Origin of the sequence: Shimia sp. MIT910701 (genome assembly GCF_047126315.1) — a bacterium.
Lineage (GTDB): Bacteria > Pseudomonadota > Alphaproteobacteria > Rhodobacterales > Rhodobacteraceae > Shimia.
This window is the reverse complement of the sequence record NZ_CP138953.1, coordinates 3,449,456-3,465,215: the sequence shown is the minus strand read 5'-3', so window position 1 is coordinate 3,465,215 and position 15,760 is coordinate 3,449,456. Positions and strand designations below refer to the sequence as shown.

The 15,760-nt window shown below is 60.6% G+C and carries 17 protein-coding genes; 12 read left to right on the top strand and 5 right to left on the bottom strand.

Annotated elements, in window-relative coordinates; all coding sequences use genetic code 11:
- Position 1: 1 nt before the first annotated feature.
- Genes SIB38_RS16870 through SIB38_RS16860 form a run of 3 tightly spaced genes read right to left on the bottom strand, consistent with a single transcriptional unit; the run spans position 2 to position 2,069 of the window.
- Positions 2-394, bottom strand: a complete 393-nt coding sequence (locus tag SIB38_RS16870; RefSeq protein ID WP_294118471.1) for a DUF1801 domain-containing protein — start codon at positions 392-394, stop codon at positions 2-4.
- Positions 391-990: a dimethylsulfonioproprionate lyase family protein gene (locus SIB38_RS16865; protein WP_294118472.1), complete on the bottom strand. Its 600-nt coding sequence runs from the start codon at positions 988-990 to the stop codon at positions 391-393. The genes SIB38_RS16870 and SIB38_RS16865 overlap by 4 nt, the downstream gene beginning before the upstream one ends.
- Positions 987-2,069: an alcohol dehydrogenase family protein gene (locus SIB38_RS16860; protein ID WP_412550661.1), complete on the bottom strand. Its 1,083-nt coding sequence runs from the start codon at positions 2,067-2,069 to the stop codon at positions 987-989. Before SIB38_RS16860 ends, SIB38_RS16865 begins: the two co-directional genes overlap by 4 nt.
- A gap of 191 nt (positions 2,070-2,260) precedes the next feature.
- Here SIB38_RS16860 and SIB38_RS16855 point away from each other — a divergent pair, with 191 nt between their 5' ends.
- The 9 genes from SIB38_RS16855 (at position 2,261) to SIB38_RS16815 (ending at position 11,863) form a co-directional block, all read left to right on the top strand.
- Positions 2,261-4,555 carry a bifunctional salicylyl-CoA 5-hydroxylase/oxidoreductase gene (locus tag SIB38_RS16855; protein ID WP_412550660.1) on the top strand — a complete coding sequence of 765 codons (2,295 nt, stop codon included), beginning with the start codon at positions 2,261-2,263 and terminating at the stop codon, positions 4,553-4,555.
- A complete protein-coding gene (locus SIB38_RS16850) occupies positions 4,552-5,310 on the top strand; it encodes an SDR family NAD(P)-dependent oxidoreductase (RefSeq protein ID WP_294118475.1) in 759 nt (252 codons plus the stop codon). The genes SIB38_RS16855 and SIB38_RS16850 overlap by 4 nt, the downstream gene beginning before the upstream one ends.
- Positions 5,307-5,768 carry a MarR family winged helix-turn-helix transcriptional regulator gene (locus SIB38_RS16845; RefSeq protein ID WP_294118476.1) on the top strand — a complete coding sequence of 154 codons (462 nt, stop codon included), beginning with the start codon at positions 5,307-5,309 and terminating at the stop codon, positions 5,766-5,768. Before SIB38_RS16850 ends, SIB38_RS16845 begins: the two co-directional genes overlap by 4 nt.
- A 3-nt stretch (positions 5,769-5,771) precedes the next feature.
- On the top strand, positions 5,772-6,572 hold the full coding sequence (locus SIB38_RS16840) for an enoyl-CoA hydratase family protein (RefSeq protein ID WP_412550659.1): 801 nt from the start codon (positions 5,772-5,774) through the stop codon (positions 6,570-6,572).
- 70 nt (positions 6,573-6,642) lie between these two features.
- Positions 6,643-7,809, top strand: a complete 1,167-nt coding sequence (locus SIB38_RS16835; RefSeq protein WP_294118479.1) for an acyl-CoA dehydrogenase family protein — start codon at positions 6,643-6,645, stop codon at positions 7,807-7,809.
- Complete coding sequence (locus SIB38_RS16830) at positions 7,806-9,416, top strand: AMP-binding protein (RefSeq protein ID WP_294118481.1); 1,611 nt, start codon at positions 7,806-7,808, stop codon at positions 9,414-9,416. Before SIB38_RS16835 ends, SIB38_RS16830 begins: the two co-directional genes overlap by 4 nt.
- Positions 9,416-10,255, top strand: coding sequence for a tryptophan 2,3-dioxygenase (locus SIB38_RS16825; protein WP_294118484.1), 840 nt, complete (start codon positions 9,416-9,418; stop codon positions 10,253-10,255). Before SIB38_RS16830 ends, SIB38_RS16825 begins: the two co-directional genes overlap by 1 nt.
- A 2-nt stretch (positions 10,256-10,257) precedes the next feature.
- Positions 10,258-11,451, top strand: coding sequence for a kynureninase (kynU, locus tag SIB38_RS16820; RefSeq protein ID WP_412550658.1), 1,194 nt, complete (start codon positions 10,258-10,260; stop codon positions 11,449-11,451).
- Positions 11,452-11,467: 16 nt separating this feature from the next.
- On the top strand, positions 11,468-11,863 hold the full coding sequence (locus tag SIB38_RS16815) for a RidA family protein (RefSeq protein WP_294118486.1): 396 nt from the start codon (positions 11,468-11,470) through the stop codon (positions 11,861-11,863).
- Here the strand turns inward: SIB38_RS16815 and SIB38_RS16810 are convergent.
- On the bottom strand, positions 11,860-12,747 hold the full coding sequence (locus tag SIB38_RS16810; protein WP_366011258.1) for a GNAT family N-acetyltransferase: 888 nt from the start codon (positions 12,745-12,747) through the stop codon (positions 11,860-11,862). The two genes, SIB38_RS16815 and SIB38_RS16810, sit on opposite strands and share 4 nt — an antisense overlap.
- A gap of 37 nt (positions 12,748-12,784) precedes the next feature.
- On the opposite strand from SIB38_RS16810, the gene SIB38_RS16805 reads away from it, so the two are divergent.
- Positions 12,785-12,928 carry a hypothetical protein gene (locus SIB38_RS16805; RefSeq protein WP_412550657.1) on the top strand — a complete coding sequence of 48 codons (144 nt, stop codon included), beginning with the start codon at positions 12,785-12,787 and terminating at the stop codon, positions 12,926-12,928.
- Here the strand turns inward: SIB38_RS16805 and SIB38_RS16800 are convergent.
- On the bottom strand, positions 12,925-13,611 hold the full coding sequence (locus SIB38_RS16800; protein WP_412550656.1) for an IclR family transcriptional regulator: 687 nt from the start codon (positions 13,609-13,611) through the stop codon (positions 12,925-12,927). The two genes, SIB38_RS16805 and SIB38_RS16800, sit on opposite strands and share 4 nt — an antisense overlap.
- Positions 13,612-13,685: 74 nt before the next feature.
- Between SIB38_RS16800 and SIB38_RS16795 the strand changes: the two genes are divergently transcribed.
- Positions 13,686-14,876, top strand: coding sequence for a CaiB/BaiF CoA transferase family protein (locus SIB38_RS16795; RefSeq protein ID WP_412550655.1), 1,191 nt, complete (start codon positions 13,686-13,688; stop codon positions 14,874-14,876).
- Positions 14,873-15,709 carry a citryl-CoA lyase gene (locus tag SIB38_RS16790; RefSeq protein WP_294118492.1) on the top strand — a complete coding sequence of 279 codons (837 nt, stop codon included), beginning with the start codon at positions 14,873-14,875 and terminating at the stop codon, positions 15,707-15,709. Before SIB38_RS16795 ends, SIB38_RS16790 begins: the two co-directional genes overlap by 4 nt.
- Positions 15,710-15,760: the final 51 nt, after the last annotated feature.

The window sequence follows — 15,760 nt, the reverse complement described above, 5'->3', positions numbered from 1 at the left end:
CTCAGCCCTTTTTCTGATGGTAGGTCAGCGCCATCATCGCCATGATGTGCAAGGCCTCTTCCGGCAGAGGTTGCCCAAGTGGGATGTGGACTGCGCGCGTCCCGTCGTAGTCAAACAAATCGCCAAACCTGTGCCGCCAGGCCTCTACCAGCGTTGTCTGGCAATGTACCAGAAATTCGACGCGATCTGGCGATTTGGCCGACCAGCTCAGCCGGATCGGCGTGCCGATGCGCTTGGGAGGCGCAAAGCTTGGCTGTCCCCATTTGAGGGTTTCTGTGAGCGGTATGTCTGCGATGGTGGCAGCCCGCCGGATCAGGGATTGCAACGCGAGACAGGCCGCACGGGGAGACGCTGGTAGGTTTGCAAAATAGTCCTCCACATCTGATTCTTTCATGCCCCGGTCTCAGCAGTGGTCAAAACAGGCGGCGTCTCAAATCGATTGCGCCAGATCACATAAGCCATCAGTGGGCTGTCATGCGTTATTGTGGCGTGTGGCTCATTGCTGGCATGAAATACGGTGTCGCCAGGCCCCAGCAGTTTAGGCGGATGGCCCGCGCGTTGAAATTCAGCGCTGCCGGAGACCACAAGGTACATCTCCTCCGCAGGATGCTGGTGGAAGGGATAATGCAGGCCAGCGGGCATGTAGACCATCCAGGCGCGCATCGTGTCGCTCATGAATGGCGCGGTGTCCCCGATCAGACCAAAGAAGCCAAAACGGGTGAGGAAATCTTCTCCGATATCCGTGTCCTGATAGACGTCCAGCCAGTTGGCGCTGGGCGCCGCCGCCAAAAGCGCGTCTCGCATGACTGCGAGCGCTTCGATGGTTTGCCCTGGCGCGCGTTGCATCTCTGTGCTGGCCCTTACGGTTCGCGGGGTGAACGGGTTTTGCCATACATATTCGGGGAAGGCGCAGAAGTCGGACAAGTCAGGGTGGGCTTCATGCGTGGCCCTTACTGCGTTGAGCAGTAGATCAAATACCTCTGATGTCATGGTAAAACCACGATATTGCCGGTGTGTTTTTTGGCGATGAAGGCGGTTTGCGCGGCCACCAGATCGGCGAGCGGATAGGTCGCGGCCAAGGCTGGCTGGATGTCCCCGGCTTCGATGTAGCGGATCAGATTAGGCATGACCTCGAGATCAATCACCGTGGAGCCGGTAAACGTCAGGTCGCGCAGATAGAGCGTGCGCAGGTCCAGACCGACCATCGGCCCTGCGATGGCGCCGGAGCAGGTGTAGCGCCCGCCGCGTTCCAGCACGTCAATCAATGTCGGCCAATAGGGGCCGCCAACAACGTCGCCTACAACGGTGATTTTCTCATCACCCAAGGCGGCACGCAGGTTCTCTGGCGCGCGCGGCAGGATGCGGTCGGGGCCAAGTTTTGCCACGGCCTCGTGTTTCGCCTCGCTCGCCATGGCAATCACCCGCGCGCCGCGGCGTTTGGCAAGCTGCACCACGGCCCCACCAACGCCGCCGGAGGCACCTGGCACCAGCACAGTGTCGGCCTCACTGACTTTCGCGCGGGTCAGCATGCCTTCGGCGGTGGAGTATGAGCAGGAGAAGGTGGCCAGTTCGGCATCCGAAAGCGGGCTGTTGACCGCCAAGGCATTGCGCGAGGGCAGCACGCAATACTGGGCAAAGCCACCGTCACATTCGGAGCCAACATAGCCGGTTTTGGTTTTGTCCGTGAGGTTGTCCGGGTCGCGCAACCAGCAATCGGTGATGATCCGTTCGCCAATGCGGGCGGCATCCACGCCATCGCCCACAGCCACTACTTCTCCACAGATGTCGGCACCCTGAATGCGCGGGAAAGCGAGCGGCTTGCCACCCCAACTGGGATCGTCGCCGTCCGGCGCTTCCTCTGCCGAACTGTCCGTCGCGCCGGTGACCGCCTTGGAATACCAACCCGCGCGGGTGTTCACATCGGTGTTGTTCATGCCGCAAGCTTTGACCCGCACGAGAACCTCGCCTGCGCCAACCGATGGTACCGGCCAATCGGTGCGCCATTCGTATTTGTCCATACCGCCGTGACCAGTGAGGATCATGGCAGTCATTGTGGCAGGCAGAGTCATGGCGCGTCCTTTCGAAACTCACGCGGATCGAACCACGGCGGGAGACATTGCGCAATGGGGTGCGTGGCGGAAGGGATGCTTGAGAAATTCACAGGTTAGAAATTTCAAGCTTGAAGTAAATTGCGACTCATCCTAGCGTGAAGTCAGCGACGGGGCGCTTGCCGCTCCGCAAGTCGACATTGGAGGGGATGATGCGAGTTGCGTGTTTGGGCGGTGGTCCCGCTGGACTTTACTTTGCCATATCAATGAAGCTGCGCGACCCGTCGCATGAGATTGTAGTGATCGAGCGCAACCGCGCCAATGACACCTTTGGTTGGGGCGTGGTGCTGTCTGATGATGCGCTAGAGAACCTGCAGGTCAATGATCCCAAATCGGCTCAGAGTATTCGCGATCATTTTGCCTATTGGGATGACATTGCGGTGGTGCATGACGGCGTGCGCACGGTGTCCGGTGGGCATGGATTTGCCGGGATTGGCCGCAAGCAGATGCTGATCCTGTTGCAGGAGCGCGCGCGGGAGTTGGGTGTCGAGATGCGGTTTGAGACCGAGTTTGACGACATCGAAGCGATCCGCGCGGAGTATGATCTGGTTGTTGGTTGTGACGGCTTGAACAGCCGCGTGCGGGAAGCTTACGCAGACCACTTCAAGCCAGAGATCGACGTGCGCGCATGTAAATTTGTCTGGCTTGGCACGCATCAGAAGTTTGACGACGCCTTCACCTTCATCTTTGAGAAAACGCAGCACGGTTGGATCTGGGCGCATGTCTATCAGTTTGATGATGAGACGGCGACCTTCATCGTGGAGTGCGGGCAGGAGACCTGGGACAGCTTCGGGTTCGAAGACATGTCCAAAGAAGAGATTGTTGAGACCTGCCGCGCGGTCTTTGCCGACCATCTTGGTGGGCACGAGTTGATGAGCAACGCGGCGCATTTGCGTGGCTCGGCTGTGTTCATGAATTTCCCGCGGGTGCTGTGTGAGAAATGGCACCACGAAAATGTGGTGCTGCTGGGTGATGCCTCCGCCACGGCGCATTTCTCGATTGGGTCCGGCTCGCGGCTGGCGTTTGACAGTGCCATTGCACTGGCGGAGTTCCTGCATTCCGAACCAACCATGGAAGGGGCTTTTGAGCGTTATCAAGACGAGCGGCGGCTGGATGTGTTGCGGCTGCAGTCGGCGGCGCGCAACTCGCTGGAGTGGTTTGAGGAGGTGGAGCGCTACCTCGATCTGGACCCTGTGCAGTTCAACTATTCGCTGCTGACGCGCAGTCAGCGCATCAGCCACGAGAACCTGCGCTTGCGGGATGCGGACTGGCTTAAGTCCGCGGAAAAATGGTTTCAGGATCAGGCGGGGGCACCTGCGGAGGCTCCGGTGCGCGCGCCAATGTTTGCCCCATACAAGATGCGCGATATGGAACTGGCTAACCGCATCGTGGTCTCACCCATGGCGCAGTACAAGGCGGTGGATGGCTGTCCAACCGACTGGCATTTGATCCACTACGGGGAGCGCGCTAAGGGTGGGGCCGGGCTGGTCTACACCGAGATGACCTGTGTGAGTGCTGAGGGGCGGATCACGCCAGGCTGTCCGGGGCTTTATGCGCCCGAGCATGAGGCGGCGTGGCGGCGGTTGACGGATTTTGTGCATGCCGAGACGGACGCGAAGATCTGCTGTCAGATTGGCCACTCTGGGCGCAAGGGCTCCACGCAGGTGGGTTGGGAGATCATGGATGCGCCGTTGAAAGAGGGCAATTGGGAACTGGTCTCAGCCTCAGCGATCCCGTGGAGCGAAAACAAAGCTGTGCCACGGGCCGCGACGCGCGCAGATATGGATGCGATCAAGGCGCAGTTTGTGGCAGCGGCGGAAATGGCAGAGCGCGCTGGCTTTGACATGATCGAATTGCACGCGGCGCACGGCTATCTGATCTCTAGCTTCATCTCACCGGTGAGCAATCAGCGCGACGACACATATGGCGGCAGCCTGGAAAACCGCTTGCGGTATCCGCTGGAAGTGTTCGCAGCGATGCGGGCGGTCTGGCCATCAGAAAAGCCCATGTCGGTGCGGATTTCGGCCAGTGATTGGGTCGGTGAGGATGGCGTAACCCCGCAGGAGGCGGTGGAGATTGCCAAAGCCTTCCGCGCGGCGGGAGCGGATATCATCGACGTGAGCGCGGGGCAAACCAGCACCGAGGCCAAGCCGGTCTATGGCCGTATGTTCCAGACGCCGTTCAGCGACCGCATCCGCAACGAGGCGGGTCTTCCAACCATGGCGGTGGGCAACATTTATGAGGCGGATCACGCCAATTCGATCCTGATTGCAGGACGGGCAGACTTGGTGGCGGTGGGCCGTCCACATCTGGCCGATCCTTATTGGCTGCACCATGAGGCGGCGCGGATTGGGGACCGCCATGCCACTTGGCCCAAGCCTTACGAGGCGGGGCGGGATCAGGCCTGGCGCTTGGCAGACCGTGAAGCGGAGATGATCCGGGTATGAGTGTTGCGGGCAAACATGCGGTGGTGACAGGCGGCGGCACCGGCGTTGGCGCTGCGATCGCGGAGGCCATGGCGCACGCCGGTGCCAAGGTCACCGTAGTGGGCAGACGCGAGGGGCCATTGCGCGAAGTGGCGGGCAAACACAAGTTCATCGGCTGGAAGGTCTGTGACGTGACCGATGCAGACGCCGTACGTGCGGCCTTCGCCGAGGCGCGGGCTTTGGACGGGCCGATCGAGATCGTCGTGGCGAACGCCGGCGCGGCGGAGAGCGTGCCTTTTGCCAAGATGACACCGGATCATCTGACGGCCATGTTGAATGTGAACCTGGCCGGTGTGGTGAACGTCTGGCAGGCGGCGCTGCCGGATATGCAGGCGGCAGGCTGGGGACGGTTGATCGCCGTGGCCTCCACCGCTGGCCTCAAAGGCTACCCTTATGTGAGCGGCTACTGCGCCGCCAAACATGGGGTTGTGGGGCTGACCCGCTCCGTGGCCATCGAATTGGGCGACAGCGGCGTCACCGCCAACGCGATTTGCCCGGGATTTGTCGACACGCCGATGCTGGACCGCTCGATTGCAAACATCGTAGCGAAGACCGGTATGAGCGCGGAAAAAGCCCGCGCCAGCCTCACGCGGGGCAACCCGCAGGGGCGGTTTATCGAGGTGGATGAGGTCGCAGGCGCCGCGCTGTGGCTGTGCGAAGACGCGGCGCGTTCTGTAAACGGCCACGCCATGACCCTGTCGGGAGGGGAAGTATGACCGAGACACAAAATGACCTGAGCAAAGAGCGGCTGCGGCTTTGGCTGAAGCTTCTGAAAGCCTCCGGCATGATCGAAGATGAAATCCGCCGCCGCCTGCGCCGCGAGTTTGACAGCACTTTGCCACGGTTTGACGTGATGTCGGTTCTGGCGCGCTTCCCGGAAGGGCAAAAGATGAGCCAGATCAGTGATTTGCTGCGCGTGTCTAATGGCAATGTCACCGGCATTGTGGACAAGCTGTCCGATGAAGGCTTGGCGCAACGGGTGGCGGTTCCCGGAGATCGCCGGGCCTCGCTGGTGAAGCTGACTGACAAGGGCATCGCCGCCTTTGCAGACCATGCTGCGACCCACGAAAGCTGGCTTAACGAGATGCTTGGCGGTCTTGGCGCAGACGATGTGGACGGCATGGCGACCCGTCTGGAGCGGCTGATTGAGACATTGGAAGACAGGGAGATCTGAGCGATGCGCACGGATGTGGAGCACTTTTTGTGCAGTGTTGTGGACGGCATCGCGACGGTGCAACTGAACCGCCCGGAGCGGAAAAACCCGCTCACCTTTGACAGTTATGCCGAGCTGCGCGACTGGTTCCGCGATTTGAGTTATGATGATGAAGTCAAAGCGGTGGTCTTTGCCCCCAACGGCGGCAATTTCAGCTCCGGTGGCGATGTGCATGACATCATCGGCCCGCTGACCAAGATGAGTATGAAAGAGCTTTTGGCCTTCACCCGCATGACCGGCGATCTGGTCAAAGCCATGGCGAACTGCGGCAAGCCGATCATCGCGGCGGTGGACGGGGTTTGTGCGGGCGCGGGGGCGATCATTTCGATGGCGTCGGATCTGCGCATTGCCACGCCGGAGGCCAAGACGGCGTTCCTGTTCAACCGCGTCGGGCTGGCAGGCTGTGACATGGGCGCGTGCGCGATCCTGCCGCGTATCATTGGACAGGGCCGGGCGGCAGAACTGCTCTATCTGGGCCGCGCGATGACAGCGGAAGAAGGATTTGCCTGGGGCTATTTCAACCGCGTGGTCGCGGCGGATGCTTTGATGGGCGAGGCGCAGGCCTTGGCGCGGCGCATCGCGGATGGGCCGGGCTTTGCCAATATGATGACCAAAACCATGCTGGCGCAGGAATGGTCGATGTCGATTGAGCAGGCCATCGAGGCCGAAGCACAGGCGCAGGCAATTTGTATGCAGGGGCAGGATTTCCACCGCGCTTATCATGCCTTTGTCGCCAAGGAGCGGCCTGTGTTTGAGGGCGACTGAGGGTTTCTTGGGGGCCAGCCCCCAGACCCCCGAGATATTTGACGAATGAGAAAGCAGGGGAGGCTTTCACATGGCGGATCAAACTTTTTTGGACTGGCCTTTCTTTGAGGAGGCCCATCGTGCGCGGGCTGCAGAGTTGGAGGCCTGGGCTGAGAGCGCCTTGGCCTCGGTGAGCCATGCGGATGTGGATGGCACCTGTCGCGATCTGGTGGCGCGATTGGGCGATGCAGGCTTTTTGCAGGCCACGGCGTCTGAGGAGGGCGCGTTGGATGTGCGGACGCTCTGTTTGAGCCGGGAGATTTTGGCGCGCCATGATGGGCTGGCGGATTTTGCCTTTGCCATGCAGGGGCTGGGCACTGGGGCGCTCTCTCTGTTTGGCACGGACGAACAGAAAGCGGCATGGCTGCCGTTGACGCGGGCTGGTAAGGCGATCGCTGCCTTTGCGCTCACCGAGCCGCAGTCTGGCTCTGATGTGGCGAACTCCACCATGACCGCGACGCGGGACGGCGATCACTTTGTTCTGAATGGCGAAAAGACTTGGATTTCCAACGGCGGGATTGCCGATGTCTACACGGTTTTTGCGCGCACAGGCGAAGCGCCGGGGGCCAAGGGTCTGAGCGCCTTTGTGGTGCCTGCGGACACGCCGGGCCTGTCGGTGGTGGAGAGGTTGGAGACCATCGCGCCTCATCCATTGGCGACTTTGAAGTTTGACGATTGCCGCATTCCAGCCGACGCCTTGATTGGCGAAGCAGGGCGCGGCTTTGCCATCGCCATGTCGGTGCTGGACGTGTTCCGCTCCACCGTGGCGGCGGCGGCGCTGGGCTTTGCCCGTCGCGCACTCGATGAAGCCGTGGCACGGGTTCAGGCGCGAGAGGTGCAGGGCGCACCGCTGTTTGAGTTGCAGATGGTGCAGGGGCACATTGCGGATATGGCGCTGGATGTGGATGCGGCGGCGTTGCTGGTCTATCGTGCGGCTTGGGCCAAAGACAGCGGCGCGCCACGGGTGACACGGGAGGCGGCTATGGCGAAGCTCTTTGCAACCGACCACGCGCAGCAGGTGATCGACAAAGCGGTACAGCTCTTTGGTGGCGACGGGGTGAAATCCGGCGAGGTGGTCGAACGGCTCTATCGCGAGATCCGGGCTTTGCGGATTTATGAGGGGGCAAGCGACGTGCAGCGCGTGGTGATTGCGCGCCAGACCTTGGCAAACGCGACAGCAGAAGGAGCAGGAAAATGATGGGCGCCAGCGCACATGAGGACAGCTTCACGCGGGACAATCTCCCCCCAAAGGAGACGTGGCCGGACCTGTTGTTGGCGGGGTTTGACTGTCCGGAACAGATGAACGCCGGCTGGGAGTTGACCGATGGCATGGTCGCCAAAGGCTTTGGCGACAACACCGCGCTGATCGGCAATGGGCGCCGCCGGACCTACAAGGAGCTAACCGACTGGACCAACCGGCTGGCGCATGTGTTGGTTGAGGATTTGGGGGTAAGGCCCGGAAACCGCGTACTTATTCGATCGGCCAATAACCCGGCGATGGTGGCGTGCTGGCTGGCGGCCACCAAAGCTGGTGCGGTTGTGGTGAACACCATGCCGATGCTGCGCGCGGTGGAACTGACCAAATATGTTGAGAAAGCGGAGATCAGCCACGCCATTTGCGACACGCGGCTGATGGAGGAAATGACGGCCAGTGCCGAGGCCTGCGACGGGCTGAAAGTGATTGGCTTTGACGGCACGGCCAACCACGATGCGGAGCTGGACCGGCTGGCACTCGAAAAGCCCGTGACCTTTGAGGCGGTGCCGACGGCGGCGGATGACGTGGCGCTGATTGGCTTCACGTCTGGCAGCACGGGGGAGCCGAAAGGCACCATGCATTTTCACCGCGATCTGATGATCATTGCCGATGGCTATGCCAATGAGGTGCTGGACGTGCAGCCGGAAGACGTCTTTGTCGGCTCCCCACCTTTGGCCTTCACCTTTGGGCTTGGCGGGCTGGCGATCTTCCCGCTTCGCTTTGGCGCTGCGGCGACGTTGCTGGAGCAGGCCACGCCGCCCAATATGATTGAGATTATCGAGAAGTATAAGGCCACTGTCTGTTTCACCGCGCCAACCGCCTATCGCGCGATGTTGGCGGCGATGGACGAGGGGGCAGACTTGTCCTCCTTGCGGGCGGCGGTGAGTGCGGGGGAGACCTTGCCTGCGCCGGTTTATGAGGAGTGGCAAAAGAAAACCGGCAAGCCGATGTTGGATGGCATTGGCGCAACGGAGTTGTTGCATATCTTCATCTCGAACCGGTTTGACGATCACCGCCCGGCCTGTACCGGCAAGCCTGTGACCGGTTATGAGGCCAAAGTGGTGGGGCTGGATGGCGCGACCTTGCCACGCGGTGAGGTAGGGCGTTTGGCCGTACGCGGCCCAACCGGGTGTCGCTACTTGCGCGGCGAACGGCAGGACGAATATGTTGTGGACGGCTGGAACATCTCCGGCGATGCCTTCTGGCAAGACGAGGACGGGTACTTCCACTTTGCCGCGCGCAATGACGACATGATCATCTCCTCCGGCTACAACATCGCTGGGCCGGAAGTTGAGGCTGCTTTGTTGGCGCATGAGGCGGTGGCAGAATGTGCCGTGATCGGCGTGCCGGATGAGGCGCGCGGCGCGATTGTGGAGGCGCATGTGGTCCTGGCCAGCGGGGCTGGTGATGAGGCCATTACCAAAGCGTTGCAAGATCACGTGAAAGCCACCATCGCCCCCTTTAAGTACCCGCGTTCGGTCGTGTACACCGACGCATTACCCAAGACGGAAACCGGCAAAATTCAGCGGTTCCGCCTGAGGAAGAAATGATGACAAAGCAAGCTTATGATCCGTCCACCGACGGGGCCAAAATGTCTTTCAAGGATGCCATGTCCTATGGCGACTATCTGCATCTGGACGGGATCCTGAACCAGCAGCACCCGCAAAGCGACGCGCATGACGAGATGCTGTTTATCATTCAGCATCAGACCTCCGAGCTTTGGATGAAACTGGCGTTGCACGAACTTGGCGCGGCGCGGGAGGCGCTGAAGGCTGGGGATTTGAGCCATATGTTCAAGATGCTCGCGCGGGTCAGCCGGATCTTTGAACAGCTCAACTCCGCCTGGGATGTGCTGCGTACGATGACCCCGGCGGATTACACCACCTTTCGCGAGGCACTAGGGCCAAGCTCCGGTTTCCAGAGCCATCAATACCGGTTGATCGAATATGTGCTGGGCAACCGCAATCCCAATATGGTGAAGCCCCACGCCCATGTGCCGGAGGCCAAGGCGGCTTTGGAAGCAGAACTGGCGCAGCCGAGTTTTTATGACGAGGTGATCCGCTATCTCTATGTCTCTCTGGATGGGGATGACAGCGCCATGCCTGCGCCGCAGATGACGCAGCCACATGAAGCGGTGGCAGAGGTTCAGGCGCGCTGGAAAACTGTCTATGAGGATGTGGGCACCCATTGGCGGCTGTATGAACTGGCCGAGAAACTGGTCGATCTGGAAGATTACTTCCGCCGCTGGCGGTTCAATCATGTCACCACGGTGGAACGGGTGATCGGATTTAAACGCGGGACCGGCGGCACGTCGGGCGTGCAGTATCTGCGCAGGATGCTGGATGTGGAACTTTTCCCCGAACTTTGGCACCTGCGCGGAGATTTGTGAGCATGGGCGTTCCGCTTCCGAGAAAAGAGCTGTTTGATGTGCCCGAGGGCGTGATCTACCTCGATGGCAACTCGCTGGGCGTGCTGCCCAAGGGCGCGGCTGAGCGCGCGCAGAAAACCATCACCGAAGAATGGGGCGGACAGCTTATTAAGGCGTGGAACACCGCAGGCTGGATGGCGCTGCCACAGGTCGTGGGCGACCGGCTGGCAGACTTGATCGGGGCACCGGCAGGCTCTGTGGCCACCGGCGACACGCTGTCTATCAAAGTCTATCAGGCCTTGGCGGCGGCGTTAAAAATGCGCCCCGACCGCAAGGTGATCCTGTCTGACAACGGCAACTTCCCGTCGGACCTTTACATGGCTGAAGGGCTGATCAAGACGCTGGACCAAGACTACGAGCTGCGCACACCAGCGCCCGAAGATGTGGCCGAGGCCATCACAGAAGAGGTTGCCGTGGTGATGCTCACACAGGTGGATTACCGTTCGGGCCGCATGCACGACATGGACGCGATCACCAAACGTGCCCACGAGGTTGGCGCCGTGATGATCTGGGATCTGGCGCATTCCGCTGGCGCGGTGCAGGTTGATATGGCGGGCAGCAACGCAGAGTTTGCCGTCGGCTGCACCTACAAATACCTCAACGGGGGGCCAGGGGCCCCGGCCTTCATTTATGTCCGTCCCGACATTGTTAAAAACATCGAACCGGCGTTGTCCGGCTGGCTTGGTCATGACGCGCCCTTTGCGATGGAGCTCAACTACCGCCCAGCCTCTGCCACCGAGCGTATGCGCGTGGGTACGCCGCCGATCCTGCAACTGGGCGTTTTGCAAGAAGCGCTTAAGGCCTGGGACGGGGTCGATATGGCGGAGCTACGGGCCGCCTCCCAACGTCTGTCTGATCTGTTTATCAATGAGGTCGAGGCGCGCTGCCCCATGCTAACACTCGCCAGCCCACGGGACGCCAATGCGCGTGGCTCACAGGTGTCCTTTGCATTTGAGCACGGCTATCCGGCGATGCAAGCAATCATTGATCGTGGCGTGATTGGTGACTTCCGCGCGCCCAACATCATGCGCTTTGGCTTCACACCACTCTATCTGGACGACGCGGATATCGTCGCAGCGGCAGAGATCATCGAAGATGTCATGAGCAATGAACATTGGCGCGAAGACAAATACAACGTGCGCTCACGTGTGACGTAAGACGAGGACTAAGGGTTTGAAAACAATACATCCTGAGGGCTGGGCACCCGCGCTGGGCTACGCCAACGGCATGCTGGCCGAAGACGGCACGCTGCACATTGGCGGGCAGATTGGCTGGAACAGTCAGAAGGTCTTTGAAAGCCATGATTTCATCGGCCAGATGACGCAGGTTTTGCAGAACATTCGTGAGATCGTCGAAGCCGCAGGCGGTCAGCCCAGCGACATTGCCCGGCTGACTTGGTTTGTGAAAAGCAAATCCGAGTATTTGGCGCATCAACGCGAAGTGGGGCAGGCTTACCGCGCGGTCATGGGAAGGCATTTCCCAGCCATGTCTTTGGTGGTCGTTGCTGATCTTGTGGAAGACGAAGCCCTGCTGGAGATCGAAGCCACGGCGCACATCGGCAGGGGTTAACCTGCCGACATTGCCTTGCGGTCCAAAAGCCTCAATGGCGACAATAGCTTGCCCAAGGGTGGCCACCAAATCCAGCTGCCGCCCAAAGGCCGCAGTGTAGCGCCGGTACCCAGTTTAAACCGCGCCAGACCGGCGGCTTTTTCGGTGTCCACCTGTCCTAATTCCAGCTTGGTCACGCCTTTGCCAGCCAGCCAGTTCATACCTTCCCACAAAAGCAGATTGTGTGCGCTGGCAGCGCGGCCGGCTTCGGTGGTGTGGCTGATGTGATAGGTGGCGCTGTCGCCATGACACAGGAACAACATCGCTGCCACAGGCTCTTTGCCGTCAAAGGCTGTAAAGAGCTTTGCACTGCCACGGTTGGCCTTGCTATAGGCCAACGTCAGCGCGTCCGACCATGTGGAGTAGCCGCGTGATGCCTGTTGCTGCGCGTCCTGTTGCAAAATCCAGTTGTCGGGTTTGATCGGCAGGTTCTGTCGCGTCACGCGCAGGCCTTGTCCTTCGGCAAACACCAACCGGTTGCGCCATTTCTGATGCAGTTTCGCCCGCAGATCTCCAGTCAGGTCCAACTCTGCCACGTGGGTCGGAGTCATCACCGGCACAGCGCCCAGATTGCCAAGCCAAGGCGCGGGGTGGTCCGGGTTGATCACCAACACCTCGCGCCGCAGGCCCGCCTCGCGGATCAGACCGGGCAGGGTGGCTTTCTCAATTGTGGCGCGCGGCAGCATGGCGATATTCACGCCACCCATCTTGCGGCGCAGCACCAAAGTGCCGTCGCTCAGCGTCTTGGTCTGCGTCTCGGTCAAAGACAAAGCCTGACGGTATTCGTCGCTCTGCTGCAAAGGGCGCGCGGGGAGGGGGAGGGAGACATCCAACATGTCCGCCATTAACGCATCTGAAACCTAATTCATGGTTAATGAAAGAATGAGAAAGTCAAAACAATCCGCCGTATTGGGGCAATTTGCACCCACCGTGAAATGGACCAAGGCCAGCGCCGTGCTCTTGGCCACCGTGATTTCGATCCCGGTGTTTTTGGTGCTGACGGCGATCGATGTGCTGTTCCTCTAAAGAATGTCGCGGCCCAAACTCTGAGCGGCCAGCAACACGCGCAGCCGCGCCATTTCCAGCGCATCGCCGCTGAGCCGCTCCAAAGGCCCGGACACCGCCAAAGCCCCGTGAAACTGCCCCGTGGCATCCACAACCGGCGCCGCCGCCGAAGCAATATGCGGATTGCGCTCCCCCGCCGAGGTGCAGCTGCCGTCCGCTTTTAGCCGCGCCCTGGCCGCAGCTTCCTGCAAACTATAGGCCGCAAGCACATGCCCCGCCGCCCCGGCGCGTAGCGTTAGCCGCGCGCCTTCGTCCAAATGGTGGCGCACGGGTTCGGGCGAGTTTTCCCGATAGAGACACAGCCGCTCATCTTGGTCGAGCACATAGAAAGACGCCGTTTCCCCGGTCTCTGCCACCAGTTGGCGCAATACAGGGCGTATGGCGTCCCCCATCTCAAAATTGCGCCGGTAGAGTGTGCCTAACCGCCAGAGAGCAGGGCCGAGCCGAAACCGCCGGTCCGCATCGCGTTTGAGGTAGCCATAGCGCTCCAAAGACGCCGCCAGTCGCGACACATTGCTTTTGTACAGCCCGGTTTCCTTGGCGATTTCTGTCAGCGTGAGCGACCGCCGTTCAGCCGAAAACGCCTCCAAAATCGACAAAGCTTTCTCAACGGATTCCACGCGGGTTTCGGTCAACTGTTCCACTCTGCGCAACCATTGACTCCATGTGTTGCACCATTTGGATCGCGCGTCTAGCTCCCATGGCGAAAGGACATCCCATGAAACCACTCACGGACATTCGCGTTTTGGACCTCACCAACGTGCTCGCGGGCCCCTTTGCCTGCCACCAACTGGCCCACATGGGGGCCGAAGTGATCAAGGTCGAAGCGGTCGGGCGCGGCGATCTTGCGCGGCAGTTGGGGGCCGATCCCGAGCTCAGCCAAAACAACATGGGAGTGTCCTTTCTCGCCCAAAACGCAGGCAAAAAATCCGTCACGGTGAACCTTAAGAACCCGGATGGCAAAGCCCTGTTTGAGAAGCTTGTCACCACCGCCGATGTGGTGGTGGAGAACTTCCGCCCCGGCGTTATGGGCCGTTTGGGCGTGGGGTATGACCGATTAAAAGAAATCAAGCCGGACCTGATCTATTGCGCCATCTCGGGCTTTGGCCAAGATGGCCCGTGGAAACACCGCCCGGCCTATGACCAAATCATCCAAGGTACATCGGGGGTGATGTCGGTCACTGGCGACGCGGCCCGCGCGCCGTTGCGGGTGGGCTACCCGATCGCCGACAGTGTGGGGGGCATCACAGCGGCCTTTGCCATCGCCGCCGCGCTCAACGCCTGTCCACGCGGCACCTTCATCGATGTCTCCATGTTGGAATCCGTGCTTGCCACCATGGGCTGGGCGGTGTCCAACTATCTGATCGCTGGCGTCAAGCCACAGGCCAATGGCAACGAAAACCCGACTTCTGCGCCCTCCGGGGCGTTTGAGGCAGGCGGCGGCTTGATCAATATCGCCGCCAACAAAGACGAGCAGTGGGTGCTGCTCACAGATCACCTCAGCCTCGCGGCCCTGCGCGATCGTCCGGAATACGCAACACGCGAGAGCCGTAAGACAAACAGACTGGCTCTTAAAGTGGAGCTGGAAGCAGTTTTGAAGACCCGCTCCGCGCGGGATTGGGCGAAAGAACTCAACAAAATCGGCGTACCAGCGGGAGCCGTTCTGACCGTGCCAGAGGTGCTCGACATGCCGCAGATTGCAGACCGTGGCTTCCTGCATCGTTTCTCCGACGTGCCGGGGGTGGGGCGGGACATTGATGTGGTCACCACCGGCGTGAAACTCGACGGCGCGCCGCTAACCGTGGACAGCCCGCCACCGGAGTTGGGCCAAGACAACAACGATATTTACGGCAGTCTCGGTTTTTCCAACGACGCCCTCGAAACCCTCAAACAAGGCGGCGCGATATGACAAAACCCAACTCTGACGTATCCGATTGGTGGTCCACCTCGATCATCGACATGGCCCCCGGTCAAATCCGGTTTCGCGGTCACGACATTCAGGACCTGATCGGCAATGTGTCCTTCCCACAAATGATCTGGCTGATGACGCGTGGCGATCTGCCAACGCCAGAGCAAGCCCGCCTGCTGCAATGTGCCTTGGTTGCTGCGGTAGATCACGGCCCGCAAGCGCCGTCGATTGCCGCCGCGCGTATGGCGGTGACCTGTGGGTTGGGTCTCAACGGCGCCATGGCCTCCGCGGTGAATTTTCTCGATGACGTACACGGCGGGGCTGGAGAGCAGGCCGTGGAACTCTACAGCTGGATCGAAGAAGCCGTGCAGAAGGGCGCAGACCTACAAGCCGCCACCGCAGAAATGATCGACAGATGGCAGGCCGAGCGCGGCAAATTCATTCCCGGTTTTGGTCACCGTTTTCACAAGCCCGAAGACCCACGCGCGCCGCGCTTGCTGCAACTGGTTGACGAAGCCGCCAGCCAAGGAGTTGTCTCTGGCCGCTTTGCCGCCATTGGCCGCGTCCTGCAGACGGAACTCAACGCCCGCAAAGGTAAGCCGGTGCCGATGAACATCGACGGCGCCACGGCGGTGGTTTACGCCGAACTGGGCTTTGCCGGCCCGCTGGCACGCGGGCTTTTTTGCCTGTCCCGATCCGTGGGGGTGATTGCCCACGCCTGGGAACAGATGGAGCAAGGCGGACGCAACAAGGGACCAACGCCACCGCACTACCGCTGGACCTACACGGGCAAGCACCCGATAGAGCGCGAAACAGTTTCCAACGAAAGCTAAAACCGCTTGGGCCAACCTCCGCCCGATCCATAAAAATCGCCCAAGTTGCGG